The following is a 21,283-nucleotide window of genomic DNA, read 5'->3' as shown; positions in this document are numbered from 1 at the left end:
CATCTGGCCAGTCAGGTGCAGGATGGGCAAAAGCACAAGAAAACCGCCATGCAGCAGGGGCGCCAGCAGCATGCCGAGCAAGACAATCTGCAAGCCGAAAAATCCCGGCCAGCCCAGATCGGCCAGCAGGTGTGCGGTGCGGCGGTTATGCACCGCATAGGTCTGCATCCATCCCTTCATCCAGCGCGTGCGCTGGCCCAGCCAGAGCGGCAGAACAACCGGCGCCACTTCATAGGTGCGCGACCGGCTCGTGGCGCAACGCAGCTTGCGCCGGGCCAGGCGCACACCCAGATCGGCATCTTCGGTAACGTTGAAGGCGTCCCAACCGCCGAGTGCGCGTAGCGTTTCGAGACGAAAATGATTGGAGGTGCCGCCCAGGGGCATGACCATGCGCCAGCGGGCCAGCGCCGGAAGCAATACCGAGAACAGTCCCGCATATTCTCCGGCGAAGATCGCGGGCAAGGGCCCGGCCAAACCATTGTCGATGACCAGCAGGGCCTGGATGCAGTGAATATCGGGCTGGGCGCGGAACTGCGCCACAATATGCCGGAGCTGGCTGGGCTCGGGCCGATCCTCGGCATCATAGACGACGATGAATTCACCGCGGCAAAGCGGCAAGGCAAAGTCGAGCGCCTTGGGCTTGGTGCGCGGCGGGGAATCAGGGACGACGCGCAGGGAAAATCGAGGATCGCACAGATGTGGCCGTAGCGCGTCTATGGTGGCGGGCGACCGGCTCTCCACCACAAAGACGATATCGAGCTTTTCCCGGGGGTAGTCAAAACTGCCCAATGTCCGGACCAGTTGATCGACCATATTGGCCTCGTCGCGCAGCGGAACCAGCACGGAATAGACCGGCAGGTCGCCATCCTCGTCCGGCGGGGCAATCGGCACGGTCTCGTTCGGCGCCACTTGGAGCAATGCTGCCAGGCGCAGCAAGGTGGGCGCCATGACAAAGATGAGCCAGAGCGGGATCAATGTGGCTTCACCGGTCAAAGGCGCGAGCAGAAGGAGGATGGTGAGAAGGGCCAGGGCAGAGGCAAAACCGTAGCGAGCCGGGCCGGTCAGCTCCAGTTGCGCTGCAGCGTGCGGCCAGTGCCGCGCCATGTTCTGGCGGGCGCCGTCTGTGAGCGCGGCTGCGGCATGCTGCACCAGAAAATCCCGCAGGGCCGATTTTGGCACAAGGCAGGTATTGCGTGCCAGTTGTGGGCGTTGCAGGACCGCATTGGCGAGGCGCAGGACGCCGAAGAAGTCCGGTGCGGCAAAGGCGACCTGACGATCGAGCATCTGCAGGCGATAAAGACGCGTCTCGCCCAGCATCTCCAGCCGTCCCGGATCGAGCACGAGTTGCGACTGCCGCGGCACGACGTCGAAATAGGTCAGCCCGGCCCAGGCAGCCGCCCGGGCCATGATCTCGGCCTCGGAAACATCCAGATGCGTCGCGCACCAATGCAACGGGTCCGTCTCGGCCAATAGCGCCGCGTCGAGCGTGGCGCGAGCAAGGGCGTCAGAGGTGCCGGATCCGAGCAGCGCACGCATGAGAGCGACGGCCTGGAGCATCGAACCGCGCCCGCTTAGGTTGCCGACCTGCTTTCGGGCCCGATCCGGGCGGGGGAAGAAAAAACCGGGGCAAGCGGTTTGCTTACCCCGGTTGTGCGCCGCACATTCTGCAAGGCCTGTTCGGAAACCTCAATCCAGGCCGCGATGATCGGTTTGCCCTCACTCATGACCGGGTGGCCGAGCGGGGTGATTTTCCAGCCGACGGCGGTGCCGTGCTCGAGCATGTAAATGGTCGAAACAAAGGTGATGAAGCTATAGCCCTGCAATAGGGCATGCTCCATCACCGCGCAGAAAAGGGCTGCAGACTCGGGAGCGCGCCGCCGACCTTCACGTCGATCGGGATGCACATAAAAGCGCGTCCAATCGGCCCCAAGCGAAGGGTGGGCGGGGAGGTTTCCTTGCACTAACCCGTTAAAGACTGTCTGCAGCAAGTTCGGCCGATCCAGCGGCGTCATGCGGGACCCACCCACCACAACGCCGGAATCGGAAATCAAAAGATGCGTGGCATCGTCATTGTCGAAGGCATCGACATCGCGCCCATCTGGTCGAGATAGGGCCTCCCAACCCTCTATCTCGACGAAAACACGGTGACGCAGGCGAAAGTTCTGCTCCAACAAGTCACGGCTCTGCCGGTCCGCCGGACCGCGGACGATGTGCAATTTCATCGATCTGCCCCCCGAAGCCACCAGCCTCGACTGGGGGCATTAGGCACAAGCAGCCCAGGAAACGAAATTGGTAAAAATCACAATATCGCGCAAAATATTCCGATTCTGGAACGAGATGGCGGGCTGAAATACAGTCATCAGCCGCATTGCCGGCCGAGCAAAGGCTCGTTACAGCGTGATCAATTTATGGCGGATCGCCTCCACCACCGTATGGAGGCGATTATTAGTTCCCATGCGCTTCTGGGCGTTTTCGCAGTGTTGATTGATGGTGCGCGGGGTCAATCCGGTGATGTCGGCGATCTCCGATGCGGTCTTGCCGGCGGCGGCCCATTTGAGAATCTCGGCCTCACGCGGGGTGATGACGCGGCGGCCAATCGGCTGGGCACCGGGACCGTTGAGATAGCGCAGCCGGCCATGGGCATAAAGCGAGAGCATATGCAGCTCGAGCCGGCTCTTTTCGTCGAGATGATCGGGATTGCCCACCAAGGATACCACGCCCTGCATGCCGCCTTCCATATGCACGGGGACACACAAGCCCTCATCCATGCCGAAATCGCGCGCCTCCTCCATCACCCGGCGGGCCGGCGCATCGTTTTGGGGATCATAGGGCGCTTCGGACCAGTCGAAAGGCAGCGTCGTGGAAAAGCAGTGCCGCGCGACCGGGTCGAGATGGACATAGCCCAGGCTGGTATAGCGCTCATACCATTCATCGTCCCAGCCCGAGAGCAGCACGAAGGGGCGCACATCCACGCCAGGATCGGGCAGGCCGGAAATGATGAAGCGCTCGAAGCCGTAATTGCCGATGGCCCGATACATGACGTCCAGAATGGCATTGGTCGTCGTTTGGCGCTGGATGTCCTCCAGATTGGACATCAAATCCGCATTCATTCCGGCGCACCCCCGTTCAGCCGCATGACGGGAGGAACACTGGCGCTGTTCGTCAATTAAGGCAAGTACAATTAAGGCTGGCATTTAACCAGGAAATGCCAGCCCATGAACCCTTTAGATCAAGAATTGAAGTGATGCGGGTTGAACCGGTAAGCAGTGGAACAGAATTCACAAACCACTTCGATTTCCCCATCCACCGCCATCTCCTGCCGCTCCTCTTCGGAGAAACTATTGGCCAGCATATCTTCTATGCGATCGGCCGAGCAGGTGCAGCGCTCTTCAAGATCCTGCGGCGGAAACACCCGCACGCCGGTTTCGTGATAGAGGCGGAATAGCAGGCGCTCGGGCGACAGGTCCGGATCGGAAAGCTCGAGATCGCCCACGGTGCCCAAGAGCGCCTTGGCCTCGGCCCAGCCATCGGCCTCGACGAAATCGGGGTCGACCATATCGGGATTGTCGAAATCGCCATCGCCGGGCAGATCAGCCATTGCCGAGATACCATTGGGCGGCAGATGCTGAACCAGCATGCCGCCGGCCCGCCAGCGCGGCCGGTGATCCCCTCTGGTCGACATCTGAGCCACGGCCAGTCGTACCTGGGTGGGAATCTGTTCGGACTGCATGAAATAGGTATGCGCCACCTCTTCGAGCGAATTGCCGTCCAGGGCCACGATGCCCTGATAGCGCTCGGTATGCGGCCCCTGGTCGATGGTCATGGCCAGATGCCCCTTGCCAAGCAGGTCGGCCGGGCTGGTCCTGCCCTCCTCAGCGGCCTTGACCAAGGCATCCTGATCGAAGCGTGCATAACCGCGCATGCCGTCGGGCGCATCGAAGTCGACCACAATCAGATTGACCGGACCATCGGTCTGGGTCTGGAGAATGAAACGGCCTTCGAATTTGAGCGAAGAGCCAATCAGTGCGGACAGCACCACCGCTTCGCCCAGCAGACGCGCAACCGGGAGCGGATAGTCGTGACGGCTCAGAATAGTATCGAGCGCAGCACCAAGGCGCACTACGCGGCCGCGGGTATCGAGCTTATCGAGGGTGAAGGGCACCACGGCATCATCACCGGTCTCGGGGCGATCAAGGCCCAGGCTGGAGAGCAGGCTTTCAGTCATGGTCGTTTCCGTGGTCATGATAATTGTCTTTCCAAAGGCTACGCCTTGAGGGCCAAACGCGCTACCCGGCCAGCATTGCAACAGCTTCGCGCTTGAGCGACCCGCCCGACAACGCAAAAGCCCCCGCCTTTGCGCGGGGGTGTTGGTTTGGTGGTTCGGCAACGACAGGCGGGGACCGCCTAGTTGGTTTCAACCCCGAAGGCCCAGCACAAAACAGCTTTCTGGGCGTGAAGGCGGTTTTCGGCCTCGTCCCACACGACCGATTGGGGACCGTCGATCACCTCGTCGGTCACTTCATCCCCGCGATGGGCAGGCAGGTCGTGCATGAAAAGGGCGTTCTTGTCCGCCAGCGCCATCAAATTGGTGTTGACCTGATAGGGTTTCAAGACCCGACGGCGTTCGGCCACGTCCACGTCGCCCATGGAAACCCAGGTATCGGTGATGACGAGGTCAGCGCCCTCGACGGCCGCGCGCGGGTCCTCGATCAGCTTCACATAGTCGCCGGCCCGGCGGATATCCTCCATCAGGTCTTTTTCGGGGCTGTATTCCTCGGGCGTGGCAATGGTCAGGTGACACTGGAACAGCTCAGCAGCATTCACCCAGGAATGCAGCACATTATTGCTGTCTCCCACCCAGGCGACCTTGGCGCCCTTGATCGGCCCGCGATGCTCCTCGAAGGTCATGAGGTCAGCCATGATCTGGCAGGGATGGGCGCGGCGCGTCAGCCCGTTGATCACCGGGACGGTCGCGGCATCGGCCAGCTCGATCAGGTCGGCATGGGAAAGGATGCGGATCATGATCGCATCGACATAGCGGCTGAGCACCTTGGCCGTATCGGCCAGGGTCTCTTCCCGGCTCAGCTGCATTTCCTGACCCGAGAGCATGATGGTTTCGCCGCCGAGCTGGCGCATGCCGACGTCGAAGGACACACGGGTGCGAGTGGACTGGCGCTCAAATATCATGGCCAGCACCTTGTCCTTAAGGAGCTGAGGCCGGTCGCCATCCTTGAGGCGCGCCTTGAGCGCGGTGGCCTGGTTCAGCATGCCACGTAGTTCGGCATAGGTGAAATCATCAATCGAAAGAAAATGTCTGGGTGTACCGGTCGAGTTCATAGGCCGGGGTCCTTTGTGACGCTTGATTTTTTTGAATTCGGGCAATGGGTAGTTCCGACAGGCGATGTACCCATCGGAACATTGGCTAGAAGTCGCCTCGGCGCCGCCCGAAATGATAGAAGGTCAGCATGGTCATCAGCTCGCCGATGCCGTCGCCGCCGTCTCTGCCTCGATGGCATCAAAGGCAGCGCCGATGCGTGTCATGGCGTCCTCGATATCGGCTTCGGTGACGATAAGCGGCGGCAGCAGACGCAGCACATTATCCCCTGCCCCGATGGCGAGGAGCTGATGATCGTCGCGCAGCCGGGCCACGAAGTCGCGGACCGGGGGCGCAATCTTGATGCCGGCAAGCAGGCCCTTGCCCCGCAGCTCAAGCACATAATCGGGATATTTCTGTGCCAATTGCTGCAGATGCCAGGCGAGGCGCTGCCCCATCTGAGCCACATGATCCATGAAGCCGGGTGCCTGGATACGGTCGAGCACGGCATTGCCCATGGCGCAGCCGAGCGGGTTGCCGCCGTAGGTCGAACCATGGGTGCCGGGCACCATCGAGGCTGCGGCTGCCTCGGTGGCGAGGCAGGCGCCGAGCGGGAAGCCGCCGCCAATGGCCTTGGCAACGGCCACGATATCGGGGGTGATGCCAGCCCATTCGAAGGCGAAGAAGCGCCCGGTCCGGCCAAAGCCACATTGCACCTCATCAAAGATGAGGAGCATGTCGTTTTCATCGCAGATCTGCCGCAGGCCCTGCAGGAATTCGTTGCTCATGGCGGTGACACCGCCCTCGCCCTGGACCGGCTCAATCAGGATGGCGCAGGTCTGGGGACCAACCAGGGCCTTGACAGCTTCGAGATCGCCCGGGGCGGCATGCTTGAAACCGGGCATGGGCGGGCCGAAGCCTTCGAGATAGCTCGGATTGCCACCGGCGGCGATGGTGCCCATAGTCCGGCCATGGAAGGAGCCGGTAAAGGCGATTACCTCATAGCGGTCCGGCTGGCCCTTGGCGAAAAAATAGTGCCGCGCCGTCTTGATGGCGCATTCGAGGGCTTCGGCGCCGGAATTAGTGAAAAACACCTTGTCGGCAAAGGTGGTATCGACCAGCCGCTGCCCCAACCGTTCCTGTTCGGGAATGGTGAAGACATTGGAGGTGTGCCAGACCTTGTCTGCGGCGGCCTTGAGCGCGGCGACCAGATGCGGATCGCCATGGCCAAGCGCATTGACCGCGATGCCCGAATGGAAATCGAGAAATTCCCGGCCATGCTGGTCATACAGGCGCATGCCCTCGCCCCGCTCGAAAGCGAGATCGGACCGGGCATAAGTGCCGTAGAGCGCAGACATGATGAACTTCCCTTTGGGCTGGACAATGATAACGACAAGCGTGGCAAAGCTGCCACAAAAACCAAAAACGCGCCCTCTCGGCCGCGCGTCTGGGCCCGAGAATTAGGCGAAGTGAGTGCCCAAAGTCAATCTGATTGAGGCCAAGTCCCTGATTTGACTCAAGGATCGTTAGGGCAATTTTAACCAATGAATAAACGGGGAAAATCGCCCCTGACTCTTGATCCTGATTCCGCCGATGGCGTAATCTCAAAGGCGTTGGGAACACGATATCTCGTGTGGCGGACCCGCTCAACATACGAGCTGTAGAGTCGATAAGGCTGCCAGTGCTTTTCTGGCAGCGCAATGAAGGATTCTGTTTTGTCGATGGTTTCAGGAGCGCAACCGATGGGCTGGACTGACGAGCGCGTCGAACTTTTGAAAAAGCTTTGGATGGAAGGGCTCAGCGCCAGCCAGATTGCGGCTGAACTGGGCGAAGGGGTGACGCGCAATGCCGTGATCGGCAAGGTGCACCGTCTCAAGCTTTCGGCTCGCGCCAAGCCCACCAATACCGCACCGCGCTCGCGCCCGGCTGCGCGGCCCGCCGCGCCACGCCGGCCCGCCAGCAGTTCGGCCAGCACATCAAGCATGGGCGCCCGTCCCCGCGTATCGATGGCGCGTCCGCAAGTCATGGGTGCCACAGCCCTGGCCGCCAGCCCCGATATGGAAACCGAGCTCTATGTCGCCCCGGCTGCTGCCGAACTCTTCATTCCCGAAGACAAGCGCCTGAGCCTCTTGCAGCTCAACGAACATACCTGCAAATGGCCGATCGGCGATCCGCTGACCAAGGACTTCTATTTCTGCGGTCAGCACAGCCTGGAAACCGGTCCTTATTGCGAATTCCATTCGCGCCGGGCCTACCACCAGCTCGACAAGAAGAAGCGCTGAGGCTTTCAATCTACCGTCTCGACAAGGGCGCCCGCGTGGCGCCCTTTTTGTTTTTCGCATCTGTTCCTGCAAGGCCCCAATGCCCGCTTCGGACAAAGGACAGGACCAGGCCGGCTGGCGGGGATAAACCGGTGCCCCGGCGCTGTGACGGCAGGAAAAGGCCCAATGCCTTATGGCAGCAGGACATCCACGCGCAGACCCTCGCCCGGCCTGGACTTGATGCTCATCTGGCCGCGATGGCGCTGGATGATGTGCTTGACGATGGCGAGCCCGAGACCGGTGCCCTTCTTCTTGCGGCTGGCCTCGGCATCGATGCGATAGAAGCGCTCGGTCATGCGCGGCACATGCTCGGGTTCGACACCCAGACCATGATCGATGACACTAACCATGTGGGTGAGGCCCGAGCGGTCAGTGCGGCTGAGGTCGACTTCGACGGTCTTGCCCTCGGCGCCGTATTTGATGGCATTGTCGATCAGGTTCTCAAAGACCTCGTAGAGCTGTCCGCGATCACCTGTTACGGTCACGGGCGCGTCCGGCATAGTCAGCACGACCTCGATATCGGCCGCCTTGGCCTGGGTCTGCAGGCCCTCGCGCACTTCGCGCAGCAAGGCGGTCAACTCCACCGAGCCGGTGGGCCGGACGTGCTGATGCATTTCGATGCGCGAGAGACTGAGCAGGTCATCAATGAGCCGACTCATGCGGTCGGCCTGGCTCCGCATGATGCCGAGGAACTTTTCCCGCGCCGCCGCGTCGCGGGCGGCGGGCCCCAGCAGGGTGTCGATAAAGCCGATCAGCGAGGCGAGCGGGGTGCGCATTTCGTGGCTGGCATTGGCAATGAAATCGGTGCGCAAGGCATCGACGCGCTTGAGCTCGGTCAGGCTTTGGAAGGTCACCAGCAATTGCCGGTCCTCATCGGCGAACCAGTCGCGGTCCGGACGGCGGATCGGGGCGACGACGACCCGGTCCCAGGTTTCCGAGGGCAGCGTTTCATGCAGCTCGAAACTGCGCGGCTCACCGGTGCGTTGCGAACCTTCTATGGCCGCCACCAGATCGGGATTGCGCATGACCAGGGTCATGACCCGGCCAAGCTGAAGATTGGGATATTGCCGGGCGGCGGCGCCATTGCGATGCAGCACCGCGCCGCTCCTGTCGAGCACGAGCCCCGGATCGCCCAGCGCCTCGACAAAGGCGGGCAGCAGGTCCTGGTCGACCATCGCCCCGGCAGTGGGGGAAACAGGTATTTCCACCGTCCGCGTGACTGTGACAACGGGCTGGGGCAGCATGGCCAGGAATCCGGCCAGCACAAGATAACCGATAATTGCCAGATCGATGCGCAATCCGCCAAAGACGACGAAGGACAGAACCAGCCCCGCCAGCGCCAATAGCAGTGGCACCTGGCCGGCAAGGCGCGCCCATATGCTGGCTGGCCTGCGCGTCAGATGCGTTGTTCTCAGATCGTCCATATCGGGTGGTCGAATCAATGCGTTAGCCCGCCTCTTGCGCGGGAGCCGGGTTCATAGCACGGTCTGTGTGACAGTGGAGAGACAGCGTGACCGACCCCCTAGACGGTTTTGACATCAACAATCCCGAGCTACCCAAATCCATCAAGAAGGCCGCCTTCGGGTCGGGCGACTATCCTTACGAGGACAAGCTCGACGGCGACGATTATGACACGCAGTTTTACGCGCTGCAAAAGCAGCTCGTGCTGCATCAGGCGCATATGGCCAAGGCCGGCACGCGCACGATAATCATCTTCGAGGGACGCGACGCAGCCGGCAAGGGCGGCACGATCAAGCGGTTCCTCGAAAATCTCAATCCCCGCTACAATATCATCGCCGCCCTGCCCAAGCCCAATGATCGGGAACGCACGCAATGGTATTTCCAGCGCTATGTGGACTGGCTGCCGGCGGCGGGCGAAATGGTGCTGTTCGACCGCTCCTGGTATAACCGGGCCGGGGTCGAGCCGGTGATGGGGTTCTGCACGCGCGAACAGACCGAGCATTTTCTCGATGAGGCGCCGGAATTTGAGAAGCGCCTGACCAGTGACGGCATAAAAGTGTTCAAGCTCTGGCTCTCAATCGGCCGGGAAATGCAATTGAAGCGCTTCCACGACCGGGCCCATGACCCGCTCAAGACCTGGAAGCTCTCGCCGATCGATCTTAAGGCACTGGAACTGTGGGGGGATTATTCCGAGGCCCGGGACCGGATGCTGGACCGCACCGATTGTCCGCATGCGCGCTGGACGGTGATCCGGGCCAATGACAAGCGGCGCTTGCGGCTCAATGCCATTCGCACGGTGCTGCATGGGCTCGATTATGAGGGCAAAGACGAGACGGAAATCGGAGAGATCGACCGGAAGATCGTGTTAAGCGCCGAGGAATTTTTGGGGATTGAGGGGGAGTAACCCCCGGCCCGGCTATCCCGGAGTCTCGGCTCCCTCTCCCCTGAGGGGAGAGGGTCGGGGTGAGGGGTTCAGTGTTGTGGGAGCGCATTGGGTCGCACGGGCGCTGAACCCCTCACCCGGCGCTTTGCGCCGACCTCTCCCCTCAGGGGAGAGGTGAAGAAAGGCCCGTCCTCAGAACGCCCATTCGCCCTTGCGCATGACCGGCTCGGTCGTGCCGTCGGCATGGACGCCGTCGATATCGACCTTGTCCGAGCCGATCATCCAGTCGATATGGATCAGTGACTTGTTACCGCCCTGGGCGAAAATCTGATCCTGGGTCAGCTCCTTGCCGCCGTCGAAACAGTCCGCATAGCACTGGCCCATGGCGATGTGGCAGCTCGCATTTTCGTCGTAGAGGGTGTTGTAGAAGAGGATGCCCGAGGCCGAGATGGGCGAGGAATGGGGCACCAGGGCCACTTCGCCGAGGCGCCGCGCGCCTTCATCGGTATCGAGCACCTTGTTAAAGACATTCTCACCCTTGGTCGCCTTGAGCTCGACCATGCGGCCGCCTTCAAAGCGGGCCTGGATGTTCTCGATCAGCGTGCCATTGTGGCTAAGGGGCTTGGTGGCCGCGACAGTACCCTCCACCCGCAGGCGATGCGGGGTGGTGAAGACTTCCTCGGTGGGGATATTGGGATTGCAGGTGACCCCGTTCTTGGCTTCGGAGGCGCCGCCTTTCCAGCGATGGCCATCGGCGAGGCCAACGGTAAGATCGGTGCCCGGGCCGGTATATTTCAGGGCCGAGAACTTTTTGCCATTGAGCCAGGTCCAGCGGGCCTTGAGATTGGCATTATGCGCCTTCCAGGCGGCAATGGGATCGTCCTGATCGACCCGCGAAGCCTTGAAGATGGCATCGGCCAGCTTGGCGATGGCGACGTCTTCGGGATCGTTGGGGAAGACCAGCTTGGCCCAGTTGGGCGTGGGATAGGAAACGATGTTCCAGTTTATGTCGAAGCCAGTGATCAGCTCGAGCGCCGGGCGATAGGCAGCCGAATTGGCGCGATTGGCGCGGGAAACCTTTTCGGGGTCCTCATTGGCCAGCATCATGGGATTGTCGCCGGAAATGGCGAGACGCGCGGCATTGTTCTTGTAAGCCTCGGCCATGCCGGCATAGAGCCAGCCGGCGGCGCGATCGAAACTGGCATCCTTGGCGTGGCGGAAGCGGGACAGGGTCGCCTCTTCGTCGGAATAGATAGTGGTCACCAGTCCCGCGCCGGCCTTGTAGGCGTGCTCAGTGATGCGACGCACCAGGGGCGCGGCAGTCATGGGCGCGGTGATGATCAGGTCCTGCCCCTCGGCGAGCTGCAGGCCGACCTTGATGGCCACTTCGCCAAGCTTGTCGAGTTTAACCGGATCGATGGGGGAATTGCTCATTTGGGCAAATGCCTTCTTGCTCTTGAATCAATTGGAGCGAGCCTATCGCTCCAGCCGCTGCCGCGCCACCCGGGCAAAATCGTAAAATCCGTTGATCGGGATCAAACCGAACTCGCGCGAGCGATGGAACATGAAAGCCATTCCTATCTGGAGGTTTTCCATGTCCACTGGCATCATTCTGGTCATCGCCGCCGTTCTTGGCATTTTCGGCGTCTTTTCCTTCGCATTGGCCTATGGCCAGATGCGGACCAAGGGCATGGTCGCGCCGGGCGCGCGGAAGGTGGATTGACGACGCGTTGAAGCGCCGCCTGGCCCATTGGCCTTGCGGTTACACGGTGAAAAGCGGCTTTCGCCTCGGTTAAATTAAAGAAGAGGCGAAAGCCGCTTCCCACGAACAGGATTTCGGACGCATGCATCGAGCGGCCCCCTTGCGGGTTGCTCATCCCATCCACGACCGGCACAGACCTTTGGCCCGGATGCCGAAACATCCATCGCCGCCTGTCGCCGTTCGCTTCAGTTGAGCGACCGGTGGTCAGCATACACGCCTCCGCCCGATCGACACCGTGCGGCCTGCCTCCTCACCCCTTGCCATTCGAGCGCAGCTCTCATGGCCTTCTTGCCTCCAGCCGCGCCACCGGCGCGTCCGGCCCTTCGGGACGGCTCGAAGTTCGTCGGTCCCGCGTGTTGTCGGTGAGGACGGGAGCAGTATGGGGGACGATGCAGGGGGCGGGGATTACTTTGTGAATTGCCTGTCGTCTCAATGCGTTGAGAGCCCGACACCCCCACCCTGCTCGATTCAACGGACTTAGCTGAAGCTAAGTCCTATCTCGCTTCCCTCCCCACAAGGGGGAGGGAGGAGAAGGGGGCAGCATCCGACCCCATTGTGGTCACTGGCAGACCGTCGGGGTCTGCCCGGTAGCCGTCGCTGATCGAATTGACATTGTCTTCCGGTCACTGCCCCGATCTATCCTGATCAATCATTTGCTATCGTTTTCTGCTCGGCCGGGGCGGATTTTGCGGCTTTTCTGTCTACGGCGCGTTGCCGTGTGGATGCTCCCCAACCGAAGCACCATTTCAGCGGGCCGAGGATGACAATGTGAAAGAATAGCAAAAAGAGCAGAAACTGAGGGTCGCTCGCGAGCGTTTGAATTTGGACGTTGCCGAGGCCTATAGACGCAACAAGCTGAAGTGCACTGACACATAAGCTGCTTAGGGCGAACGCGATCGCCAAGCGCCAACCGAAACCGTTCGAGGGTAATTGGCCTGTGCGCCGGAAATAGATGTCGCCTGGGATCATAGCGGCCAGAATGACTGCCACCATCCCACCAAATGACGAGTTAACATTCATCAAAACACTAAGAAGGATCTGGAGAATCCAAAAGCCGATCAGCGCAGCGACGTACCAAGCTATCAGACGGATTGCCAAGACGGGCGTTTCCTGTACGCGCTCCATATTCTTCAAGGCTCCCCAATATGATGTGCACATCCTAGTCCGTAGATTGAGAAATGCTAGTTGTCCGTCACACTGGATGTTTGACGAGCGACAACGGCCCTAGTGTAGTCGAAAGTCCGCTTTCAGATTGCTATTAACAAAGCCAGTCAGTCCGCAAGCCACCCCACAGAAGACACCCCAAATATAGAGCGCTCGGCTTAGGGCCGAGGGTGGCCCCTTGGATGCTGGACGGCCCCAGGCCGTTGACTGACCACAAGCCTCCCCTTCCACCTGGTCCACGACGCTGTGGCCTTCCTGCATCACCGCGCGGACTGATCATATTTTTGGCATTGGCAAGGGCGAACGGTTTGGCTACAAACCGTTCGCCGCTTCAATTTCAAGACAAGGGGAGGCGTTGCATGACAGCAGTGATTTATTCTCCCCTCATGGGCAATTTCCGACCTTAGGTCTTTGCCCCACGTGGTCCGCCGTCCTGGCCTGATCACCAGCGGTTTTTTCCGTATTCCCTGCAGTTGAGCGCGCCCGCGGGCGCCGGACCTACAGGCCCCAACTGCGTCTTTCATTTCCTGCTTTGAGGAACCGGTGGCCGGAGAACGGCACCGGACACACCAAATGAGTCGCAAGAAGCTCGATTTCCGTGCCGACGCATTCCGCAATGTGCTCGGCTTTACCTTTCGCCACTGGCAGGACCAGCCAGCGCGCATTGCCCTGATCTGCGGGCTGGTCATTGCCTCGACCCTGGCCGAGGTGATGGTGCCGCTGTTTTCCGGCCGCATCGTCGATGCCATTGCCGGCAGCGACGGCGCCGCGACGTCTGACGCGCTCAATGCCTTTGCCATTGTTGTTGGCCTTGGGCTGACCAGCGTTGCCCTGCGCTTTTTCATCTTCAACGGCATCATCAAGCTGACGCTCAAGATGATGGCGGATATCGTCAATGACGGCTTTCACCGGGTGCAGCGCTTCTCGACCGATTGGCATGCCAATAGTTTTGCCGGCTCGACCGTGCGCAAGATCACGCGCGGCATGTGGGCACTGGATGCGCTCAACGACATCCTCCTGGTGGCCCTGTTGCCCTCGGTGGTGATGCTGGTCGGCGCCTCGATCCTGCTCGGCAGCTTCTGGCCGGTGATGGGTGTGATGGTGGCGATCGGGTCGCTGATCTATATCGGCTTCACCGTGGCCATGTCGATGGGCTATGTCGCTCCGGCAGCGAGCCTTGCAAATGCCTGGGACACGCGCCTGGGTGGCGCCCTGGCCGATGCGGTGAGCTGCAATAGCGTGGTCAAGGCCTTTGGCGCGGAAACGCGCGAGGAAGGCCGGATGCGCCATGTCATGTCCAAATGGGACAGCCGCACCCGCCGCACCTGGAAGCGCGGCACCCTGAACGGCACGCTGCAGGGCTTCCTGATGGTGGGCATGCAGGCCAGCATTCTGGGCACTGGCCTTTATATGTGGACGCAGGGGCTGGCCAGCCCGGGCGACATCACCTTCGTGCTCGCCATGTTCTTTGTTCTGCAGGGTTATCTGCGTGATGTGGGCATGCATATCCGCAACCTGCAGCGCTCGGTGAACGACATGGAGGAACTGGTGGCGCTGACGGCCATGCCGCTCGGCATCGACGACAAGACCGGCGCCAAGCCCATCGCCATCACCGATGGCGGCATCAGGTTCGACAAAGTCACTTTCCAGTATGGCGCGCATCCGACCCCGCTTTATCGCGACTTTTCGGTCGAGATCAAACCGGGCGAGCGCGTCGGGCTGGTGGGCCATTCGGGTTCGGGCAAGACGACTTTCGTCAAGCTCATCCAGCGGCTCTATGACGTCAATGGCGGGGCCATCACCGTGGATGGGCAGAACATTGCCGAGCATCTGCAAAGTTCGCTGCGCGGGCAGATCGCCATTGTGCAGCAGGAGCCGATCCTGTTCCACCGGACGCTGGCCGAGAACATTGCCTATGGCCGTCCCGGGGCCAGCCGAGCCCAAATCATCGAGGCGGCCAAACAGGCCAATGCGCATGATTTCATCCAGGAGCTGCCCAAGGGCTATGAAACGCTGGTGGGCGAGCGCGGGGTGAAGCTTTCGGGTGGTGAGCGGCAGCGCGTGGCTATTGCCCGGGCGTTTCTGGCCAACGCCCCGATCCTGATCCTGGACGAGGCGACATCGAGCCTGGACAGCGAGAGCGAGGTGATGATCCAAGAGGCTATGGAGCGGCTGATGGTGGGCCGGACGACCCTGGTGATCGCCCACCGGCTATCCACGGTTCGGGCGTTGGACCGGCTGCTGGTCTTCGACAAGGGCAAAATTGTCGAGGAAGGCAACCACGAACAGCTCATCCGGCTCAATGGCGGCATCTATCGCCGGCTGTTCGAGCGGCAGGCGCTGGAACTGACAAAGGGCCTTGTGGCCTGACGACAAAAAGGGGCGGACCGGCATGCGGTTCGCCCCTTTTTCATCTCAAGCGTTGTGATCCTCGCGCTCATATTCGCGCCGGGTCTCGAGCTCGGTGGTCACCTTGTCCGAGAGGGTGCGTTTGCGATTGCGCATGATGCCATAGATCATGGTGCCACCCAGCGCGATAGCACCAATGATGAGCAGGATCAGCCAAAAGGCGGGGCCGGCAATATCCATGGGACATCTCCTTTCGGAGACCAACGCAACGGACGGGCAGCTCCCCTCCCCCTTGAGGGGAGGGGCTGGGGGTGGGGGTCCATCGGTGACCCACAAAACCACCCCCACCCTCGATCCTTCTCACCTCAAATCTCTCCGCCGGAGAGATTTGCCCTACGGGGCGGTTCGAAGCCCTCAAGGGGGAGGGAGGCGCAGGAACCGCCGATTCCGATCAAATCGAACATGCCTTAGGAGACCAATGCAATGGACGGGCAGGCGGCGCGCCGGCCCGATCAGAAAACCCGGTCGCCCATTTCCGCCATATAGGCTTCCTCTTCGGCCGTACTCTGCCGCCCCAAGGCCTTGTTGCGGAAGGGGAAACGGGAGAAGCGGGCGATGGTGTCACGATGCTTGACCATGAAGTCGAGAGCGTCCTGGTTGCCATAGGCCTCGAACAGCCCAACGCCTTCGTTCTGAATGATCAGAGACTCGGCGTGCATATAGGGCATGTAGAAGAACATAGCCCATTCATGCTCGACGGCCATGTCATGGCCGCCGGCAGTGGCCTCCTGGGCCAGCGCTAGCGCCATCTTGTCCTGGGCGAAGGCCTCGGCGCTGCCGCGATGGAGCTGGCGGGAGAACTGATCGAGCACGATGATTTCGGCCAGCCGCCCTTCCGGGCTTTCGCGCCAGGTCCAGGCCTCGCCGCGAGCCACCTGCGGATGCAGATTGGCAAAGCGGGCGGCCAGCGCCGCATCAAATTCGGGCTTGCCGCCGAACCAGTCGTCGTAACCGTGCTCGACGAACCAGAAATCTATGACGGCCTGATGGGATTGCATGGTCTTCTCCGTTTGGACCGGACTGTCGCCAAGAGGCCCGATCCGGTCAAGCCGCCAGACGGAGCCGGATGCGATTGCCGAAGGGGTCGCGGGTTTCAAGATCGTTGCCGACGACATCGAGCGGGGCGCCGGCCTGTTCGAGCCGTACCCTGAGCGCGGCCAGGCTTTCGGCGCCGGGCAGGACAATGGTGAACCAGCGCAGACCCGCGCTGCCGGCCGGCGGCAGGGCGGCATTGGGACCCGACCAGATATTGAAGGCCAGGGTATGGGGCATGTAATCGAGGCCCACATCGCCCATGCCGAAGGACTGGATCAGCAGGAAGCCGGCAAAGCCGAGTACATCGCGGTAGAAGTCCATAGCCCTATGCAGATCGTTGACATGGACATGGACATGGCCGATGCGGGTGCCCGCCGGCATGCGGCTGGCCAGAACCGGGTCGGGGCCGAGCTCGCCCAAAAGGCCATCGAGGTCGATGGGTTCGCGGCCCGAATGGGGCTTGCCATCGACCGTGACGGCATAGGTCTGGCCCTTGTCGGGATCGCCCAAAGTGCCGCGCCAGGGCGTTTCGAAGGTGATTTCGATGCCATTGCCATCCAGATCCCAGAGATAGATGGCTTCCGAGACCAGATGATCGGTGGGCGAAATACGGACATTGCGCTGCAATGCCCGCAGGGCCATTTGCGCGAGATCGCTGCGCGCCGGCACGTGAATGGCGACATGGTAAAGGCCGATGCTGCGCGGCGCGACCGGACGGGCGGCACCGGTTTCGAGCACGATCAGCACCTTGCCGCCAGCGCCCAGACTGAGGACATTGCCGCTTTCGGAGATCAGGTCGAGGCCGACGACATCCTGCCAGATGGCAAGCGCCTTCTGGCGGTCGGTGACCGCGATATGAACCGGGCCCAGCGTGGTGCTGAGCGGCAGAACGGGTTTGGAACGAACATTTGTCTGGATGGATGTGTCGATCATCTCGACCTCCCGGGATAAGTGTGTTGCCCCCAAGATAGAGCTTGCCGCCTGAGCGAAAAAGAGAACGACGGCGAAGGCATTGTTCGCCAAAGCACCCCAATGAGCGGCCTTGGCGCCGGCGCCGCGCCATGGTCTAAGACCGGCCCGGCCAGATAGAGGCACAGACCATGGCAATGCTCGAACGCGCCTTTTTCGACCGCCCCGTTCTCGAAGTGGCCCGCCAACTTATCGGGGCAAGCCTGCTGTTCGATGGCGTGGGCGGGCCGATCGTGGAGGTGGAGGCCTATGACGAGACCGACCCAGCCTCGCATAGTTTCCGGGGGCCGACGCCGCGCAACCGGGTCATGTTCGGGCCGCCGGGCCATGCCTATGTCTACAAGATCTATGGGATTCACTATTGCCTCAATTTCGTCTGCAGGCCGGGCAGCGCCATTCTGATCCGCGCGCTGGAGCCCATAATGGGTATCGAGGCGATGCGCGAACGGCGCGGCGCGATGGTGGAGAAGAATTTGTGCTCAGGGCCAGGCAAGCTGGCGCAGGCGCTCGATATCGATCTGCGGCATAATGGACTGGCGCTGGATGCACCGCCCTTTGCCATCGACGCGCCCCTGACGGTTCATGATGTTGCGAGCGGGCCGCGCATCGGCATTACCAAGGGAGTGGAAACGCCCTGGCGCTTCGTCAGGCGTGGCTCGCCTTTTCTCAGCCGCCCGCTGGGCCGGAGCCAGCCCGATCTGTGACGTGCGGGCCGCGCAAAATCACTAAAGGCTGCATTATCGCCCAAGCCGGTTGCCTCGTTCCGACCCCCATGATTCAACAGAGGCGTGGAAGCCCTTGAGTCGCTCGACCTGTTCTCGCCCCATCGCCACGAGCGGCCCAGCCCGCTCGCGGTTCTGCGTGACATTTTCGGCCATAAGGCGTTCCGCGGCCAGCAAGCCGATGTGATCGAGCATGTGACCGAAGGGGGCGATGCAGTCGTGCTGTTCCCCACCGGCGCGGGCAAGTCCATGTGCTATCAGATACCGGCCATTTGCCGGGATGGCGTGGGCATTGTCATTTCGCCCCTGATTGCCTTGATGCGTGACCAGGTGGAGGCGCTCAAGCAGGCTGGCGTGGCCGCTGCGGCGCTCAATTCCTCGCTGACCCAGGACGAGGCGAGCGAGGTGCGCCGGCAATTGCGGCGGGGCGAACTGGACCTGCTCTATGTGGCACCGGAACGGGTGGCGACGCCCGGCTTTGCCAATATGCTGGCTGATACGCGCATTGCGCTGTTTGCCATAGACGAGGCCCATTGCGTGAGCCAATGGGGGCATGATTTCCGGCCCGAATATCGCGAACTGATCCACCTGGTGGAACTGTTTCCGGGGGTGCCGCGCATTGCCCTGACGGCAACGGCAGACCCGACGACGCGCGAAGACATTATCGAGCGGTTGGGGCTGGAACAGGCCGAGGTGTTCACCACCAGTTTCGACCGGCCCAATATTTCCTATTCCATTGTCGAGCGGGACAAGCCGCGCGAGCAATTGCTGGAATTCCTGGCCGGGCACAAGGGCACGAGCGGCATTGTCTATTGCCTGAGCCGCGCCAAGGTCGAGGATATTGCCGATTGGCTGAGCAATAAGGGAATCCGCGCCCTGCCCTATCATGCCGGGATGAGCGCTGAACTGCGCTCGGCCAACCAGGATGCCTTTTTGAAGGAAGAGGGGTTGTGCCTGGTCGCCACGGTGGCTTTCGGCATGGGCATCGACAAGCCCGATGTGCGCTATGTGGCGCATATGGACCTGCCGGCCTCGATCGAAGCCTATTACCAGGAAACGGGCCGCGCCGGGCGCGACGGGCTGCCGGCCGATGCCTGGATGAGCTATGGCATGGCCGATGTGGTGCAAAGGCGGCGCATGATCGACGAGGGCAATGCGCCGGACGAAATCAAGCGACTCGAACATGGCAAGCTCAATGCGCTTCTGGGCGTATGCGAGACCGCCTCGTGCCGGCGCCAGGCGATCCTTGGGCATTTCGGCGAGGCGCATGCTGGCGGGTGCGGGAATTGCGATACCTGCCGCTCGCCAGTGGAGAGCTGGGATGGCACGGAAGCGGCGATCAAGGCTATGGCCGCGATCTATCGCACTGGCATGCGCTTTGGCGCGGCCCATATCATCGATGTGCTGATTGGCAAGGAGACCGAGAAGGTCACACGCTTTGGCCACCAGCATCAAAAGGTCTTTGGGCAGGGCGCGGAACTGGACGCCCGCGCCTGGCAATCGGTGTTGCGGCAATTGACGGCGATGGGACTGGTAGTGGTCGACCATGCCAATCATGGCGCGTTGACGCTGAGCGAGGGCGCCCATGGCGTGTTCAAGCGGGAACGTGTCGTGACGCTGCGCAAGGACCGGCCGAAAAAATCGGTCGAGGTGCGCCGGGCGCTGGCGCGGAGCGTGGATGTGCCCGATCATGCCAAGCCGCTCTTTGAGGCGCTGCGCGAAGAGCGCCTGCGGCTGGCCAAGGCCCAGGGCGTGCCACCCTATGTGATTTTCCACGATGCGACGCTGAAAGCCATGGCGCTGGCGCAGCCGAAACATGGCCATGATATGTTAAACCTGCCCGGTGTGGGCCAGGGGAAGCTGGATCGGTATGGGGAGGCGTTTCTGGCGGTGGTGCGGGGGTTTGAGGGGTGATTGCTTCAAGCGAGGTCTCCCCCTCATCCGACGCTGCGCGCCACCTTCTCCCCGATGGGGAGAAGAATGGTGCGGTGGCCACCCCTTATTCCTCTCCCCATCGGGGAGAGGGTGGATCGGCCAAGGGCCGAGACGGGTGAGGGGGGATGCTTTGACCGACGCTGCACCGACCAAACGCCCCCGCCTTGCCATGATCGACGTCGCGCGCGGCGTGGCGATCATTGCCATGGTGATCTATCACCTGTGCTGGGACCTCTCGTTCTACCGCTTCATTCCCATCGATGTCGGGTTCGATCCCGGCTGGGTGGTCTTTGCGCGGACAATCCTTTTTGCCTTCATGTTCCTGGTCGGCGTGGGGCTGGTGCTGGGGCACGGCGATGGTGTGCGTTGGCGCAACTTCTGGCGGCGTTGGCTGTTGGTCGTGGGCGGCGCAGCGGTCATCAGCCTTGGGACATGGTTCGCCTTTCCCGGTAGCTTTGTCTATTTCGGGGTGCTGCACGCCATTGCCATCACCAGCCTCATCGCCCTGCCCTTTTTGTTCACACCGCTCTGGCTGACGGGGTTGGTCGCGGCTGTGGTCATTGGCCTGCATTTCGGCTTTGCCGATCCGCTCTATAATGAGAAGCTATTCTCCTGGATTGGGTTCTGGGTGGTGCCGCCGCCGACCAATGACCTGGTGCCGGTTTTCCCCTGGTTTGGCGTGGTGCTATTGGGCGTGATCGCCATGCGGCTGGTGCGGGGCAGCGCTGTCGAGCGGTGGATGGCCGCGGCCCAGCCACGCAATTTTGCGGCGCGCGTTCTGGGCTGGATGGGGCGGTGGAGCCTGGTCATTTATCTGGTGCACCAGCCGCTTTTGCTGGCGGTGATCGTGCCGCTCTCCATGGCGATGGGGACGCAGGAAGCGAGCCGCGACACGGACTTTCTCAATTCCTGCCAGGTGAGCTGTGAGGCGAGCGGTACGACCGCGGCGCTTTGCGCGATTTATTGCCAATGCGGGCTGGAAGGTGTGAAGCGGGATGACCTCTGGGAGCCGGTCTTCAGCGGACTGGTTTCGGCCGAGGATCAGGCCAAGCTCGATGCCAATAATAGGCAATGCTCGGCGCTGATCTATCCGGAGCTGGGGGTGGAATAGCTGGCGCGGGGCGGGGCGCTGACGCATCGGGGGCCACACCAGACTCTGTCCGCTTCTGACGGAAACGAGAGGCTGGCGACTCCCCTCCCCCTTGAGGGGAGGGGCTGGGGGTGGGGGTCCGTCGGTGACCCACAAAACCACCCCCACCCTCGATCCCTCCCCTCAAGGGGGAGGGAGGCGAAGGAGCCTAAGATTCC

Annotated in this window: 19 protein-coding genes (1 of these 19 running past the window's edge); 7 read left to right on the top strand and 12 right to left on the bottom strand. The window is 61.7% G+C overall.

The window, feature by feature from the left end; translation table 11 throughout:
- From V8Z65_RS01800 to V8Z65_RS01775, 6 genes are all read right to left on the bottom strand, one after another.
- Positions 1-1,557: the 5' portion of a glycosyltransferase gene (locus V8Z65_RS01800; RefSeq protein ID WP_338722143.1), read on the bottom strand. 375 nt of this gene lie to the left of the window's left edge; only the first 1,557 of its 1,932 coding nucleotides appear in the window; it begins with the start codon at positions 1,555-1,557; the stop codon falls past the left edge of the window.
- Positions 1,558-1,571: 14 nt separating this feature from the next.
- Positions 1,572-2,222: an acyl-homoserine-lactone synthase gene (locus tag V8Z65_RS01795; RefSeq protein ID WP_338722142.1), complete on the bottom strand. Its 651-nt coding sequence runs from the start codon at positions 2,220-2,222 to the stop codon at positions 1,572-1,574.
- 168 nt (positions 2,223-2,390) lie between these two features.
- Positions 2,391-3,095, bottom strand: coding sequence for an autoinducer binding domain-containing protein (locus tag V8Z65_RS01790; protein ID WP_338722141.1), 705 nt, complete (start codon positions 3,093-3,095; stop codon positions 2,391-2,393).
- A gap of 134 nt (positions 3,096-3,229) precedes the next feature.
- The gene (locus V8Z65_RS01785; protein ID WP_338724098.1) at positions 3,230-4,225 is read right to left on the bottom strand and encodes an Hsp33 family molecular chaperone; all 996 of its coding nucleotides are present in this window, start codon (positions 4,223-4,225) and stop codon (positions 3,230-3,232) included.
- 179 nt (positions 4,226-4,404) lie between these two features.
- Positions 4,405-5,337: an ornithine carbamoyltransferase gene (gene argF, locus V8Z65_RS01780; protein WP_338722140.1), complete on the bottom strand. Its 933-nt coding sequence runs from the start codon at positions 5,335-5,337 to the stop codon at positions 4,405-4,407.
- Between the two features lie 135 nt (positions 5,338-5,472).
- Positions 5,473-6,672: an aspartate aminotransferase family protein gene (locus tag V8Z65_RS01775; RefSeq protein ID WP_338722139.1), complete on the bottom strand. Its 1,200-nt coding sequence runs from the start codon at positions 6,670-6,672 to the stop codon at positions 5,473-5,475.
- A gap of 384 nt (positions 6,673-7,056) precedes the next feature.
- Here V8Z65_RS01775 and V8Z65_RS01770 point away from each other — a divergent pair, with 384 nt between their 5' ends.
- Positions 7,057-7,596 carry a GcrA family cell cycle regulator gene (locus V8Z65_RS01770; protein WP_338722137.1) on the top strand — a complete coding sequence of 180 codons (540 nt, stop codon included), beginning with the start codon at positions 7,057-7,059 and terminating at the stop codon, positions 7,594-7,596.
- Positions 7,597-7,766: 170 nt separating this feature from the next.
- Here the strand turns inward: V8Z65_RS01770 and V8Z65_RS01765 are convergent, their stop codons facing one another.
- Positions 7,767-9,059: an ATP-binding protein gene (locus tag V8Z65_RS01765; RefSeq protein WP_338722136.1), complete on the bottom strand. Its 1,293-nt coding sequence runs from the start codon at positions 9,057-9,059 to the stop codon at positions 7,767-7,769.
- An 86-nt stretch (positions 9,060-9,145) separates the two neighbouring features.
- On the opposite strand from V8Z65_RS01765, the gene ppk2 reads away from it, so the two are divergent.
- Positions 9,146-10,000 carry a polyphosphate kinase 2 gene (gene ppk2 / locus V8Z65_RS01760; RefSeq protein ID WP_338722135.1) on the top strand — a complete coding sequence of 285 codons (855 nt, stop codon included), beginning with the start codon at positions 9,146-9,148 and terminating at the stop codon, positions 9,998-10,000.
- A 171-nt stretch (positions 10,001-10,171) separates the two neighbouring features.
- Here the strand turns inward: ppk2 and V8Z65_RS01755 are convergent, their stop codons facing one another.
- Positions 10,172-11,413 carry an aminopeptidase gene (locus tag V8Z65_RS01755; protein WP_338722134.1) on the bottom strand — a complete coding sequence of 414 codons (1,242 nt, stop codon included), beginning with the start codon at positions 11,411-11,413 and terminating at the stop codon, positions 10,172-10,174.
- Between the two features lie 160 nt (positions 11,414-11,573).
- Between V8Z65_RS01755 and V8Z65_RS01750 the strand changes: the two genes are divergently transcribed.
- Positions 11,574-11,702, top strand: coding sequence for a hypothetical protein (locus V8Z65_RS01750; RefSeq protein ID WP_338722133.1), 129 nt, complete (start codon positions 11,574-11,576; stop codon positions 11,700-11,702).
- 684 nt (positions 11,703-12,386) lie between these two features.
- Here V8Z65_RS01750 and V8Z65_RS01745 read toward each other — a convergent pair.
- A complete protein-coding gene (locus V8Z65_RS01745; protein WP_338722132.1) occupies positions 12,387-12,839 on the bottom strand; it encodes an ABZJ_00895 family protein in 453 nt (150 codons plus the stop codon).
- Positions 12,840-13,478: 639 nt separating this feature from the next.
- Here V8Z65_RS01745 and V8Z65_RS01740 point away from each other — a divergent pair.
- The gene (locus tag V8Z65_RS01740) at positions 13,479-15,275 is read left to right on the top strand and encodes an ABC transporter ATP-binding protein (protein ID WP_338722131.1); all 1,797 of its coding nucleotides are present in this window, start codon (positions 13,479-13,481) and stop codon (positions 15,273-15,275) included.
- A gap of 45 nt (positions 15,276-15,320) precedes the next feature.
- On the opposite strand, the gene V8Z65_RS01735 is transcribed toward V8Z65_RS01740, so the two are convergent.
- From V8Z65_RS01735 to V8Z65_RS01725, 3 genes are all read right to left on the bottom strand, one after another.
- Positions 15,321-15,494 carry a hypothetical protein gene (locus V8Z65_RS01735; RefSeq protein ID WP_338722130.1) on the bottom strand — a complete coding sequence of 58 codons (174 nt, stop codon included), beginning with the start codon at positions 15,492-15,494 and terminating at the stop codon, positions 15,321-15,323.
- Between the two features lie 272 nt (positions 15,495-15,766).
- Positions 15,767-16,312: a DUF924 family protein gene (locus V8Z65_RS01730; RefSeq protein ID WP_338722128.1), complete on the bottom strand. Its 546-nt coding sequence runs from the start codon at positions 16,310-16,312 to the stop codon at positions 15,767-15,769.
- A 46-nt stretch (positions 16,313-16,358) separates the two neighbouring features.
- Positions 16,359-17,282 carry a VOC family protein gene (locus tag V8Z65_RS01725; RefSeq protein ID WP_338722127.1) on the bottom strand — a complete coding sequence of 308 codons (924 nt, stop codon included), beginning with the start codon at positions 17,280-17,282 and terminating at the stop codon, positions 16,359-16,361.
- A 167-nt stretch (positions 17,283-17,449) separates the two neighbouring features.
- Between V8Z65_RS01725 and V8Z65_RS01720 the strand changes: the two genes are divergently transcribed.
- The 3 genes from V8Z65_RS01720 to V8Z65_RS01710 all read left to right on the top strand — a co-directional run bounded on the left by V8Z65_RS01720 (position 17,450) and on the right by V8Z65_RS01710 (position 21,086).
- The gene (locus V8Z65_RS01720) at positions 17,450-18,022 is read left to right on the top strand and encodes a DNA-3-methyladenine glycosylase (protein ID WP_338722126.1); all 573 of its coding nucleotides are present in this window, start codon (positions 17,450-17,452) and stop codon (positions 18,020-18,022) included.
- 84 nt (positions 18,023-18,106) lie between these two features.
- Positions 18,107-19,954 carry a DNA helicase RecQ gene (recQ, locus tag V8Z65_RS01715; protein ID WP_338722125.1) on the top strand — a complete coding sequence of 616 codons (1,848 nt, stop codon included), beginning with the start codon at positions 18,107-18,109 and terminating at the stop codon, positions 19,952-19,954.
- Between the two features lie 151 nt (positions 19,955-20,105).
- Entirely contained in the window at positions 20,106-21,086 is a 981-nt protein-coding gene (locus tag V8Z65_RS01710; protein WP_338722124.1) for a heparan-alpha-glucosaminide N-acetyltransferase, read from the top strand.
- Positions 21,087-21,283: the final 197 nt, after the last annotated feature.

This window comes from Devosia sp. XK-2, assembly GCF_037113415.1.
Lineage (GTDB): Bacteria > Pseudomonadota > Alphaproteobacteria > Rhizobiales > Devosiaceae > Devosia.
Note: the sequence above shows the minus strand (reverse complement) of the source record. Positions and strands in the feature narration are given on the sequence as shown.

Coding starts and splice junctions, on each gene's coding strand:
- V8Z65_RS01775 (WP_338722139.1), bottom strand. CDS start 6,672: ATGTCTGCGCTCTACGGCACTTATGCCCGGTCCGATCTCGCTTTCGAG.
- V8Z65_RS01755 (WP_338722134.1), bottom strand. CDS start 11,413: ATGAGCAATTCCCCCATCGATCCGGTTAAACTCGACAAGCTTGGCGAA.
- V8Z65_RS01740 (WP_338722131.1), top strand. CDS start 13,479: ATGAGTCGCAAGAAGCTCGATTTCCGTGCCGACGCATTCCGCAATGTG.
- V8Z65_RS01750 (WP_338722133.1), top strand. CDS start 11,574: ATGTCCACTGGCATCATTCTGGTCATCGCCGCCGTTCTTGGCATTTTC.
- V8Z65_RS01735 (WP_338722130.1), bottom strand. CDS start 15,494: ATGGATATTGCCGGCCCCGCCTTTTGGCTGATCCTGCTCATCATTGGT.
- V8Z65_RS01725 (WP_338722127.1), bottom strand. CDS start 17,282: ATGATCGACACATCCATCCAGACAAATGTTCGTTCCAAACCCGTTCTG.
- V8Z65_RS01785 (WP_338724098.1), bottom strand. CDS start 4,225: ATGACTGAAAGCCTGCTCTCCAGCCTGGGCCTTGATCGCCCCGAGACC.
- V8Z65_RS01790 (WP_338722141.1), bottom strand. CDS start 3,095: ATGTCCAATCTGGAGGACATCCAGCGCCAAACGACGACCAATGCCATT.
- V8Z65_RS01765 (WP_338722136.1), bottom strand. CDS start 9,059: ATGGACGATCTGAGAACAACGCATCTGACGCGCAGGCCAGCCAGCATA.
- V8Z65_RS01795 (WP_338722142.1), bottom strand. CDS start 2,222: ATGAAATTGCACATCGTCCGCGGTCCGGCGGACCGGCAGAGCCGTGAC.
- V8Z65_RS01720 (WP_338722126.1), top strand. CDS start 17,450: ATGGCAATGCTCGAACGCGCCTTTTTCGACCGCCCCGTTCTCGAAGTG.
- V8Z65_RS01730 (WP_338722128.1), bottom strand. CDS start 16,312: ATGCAATCCCATCAGGCCGTCATAGATTTCTGGTTCGTCGAGCACGGT.
- argF (WP_338722140.1), bottom strand. CDS start 5,337: ATGAACTCGACCGGTACACCCAGACATTTTCTTTCGATTGATGATTTC.
- V8Z65_RS01770 (WP_338722137.1), top strand. CDS start 7,057: ATGGGCTGGACTGACGAGCGCGTCGAACTTTTGAAAAAGCTTTGGATG.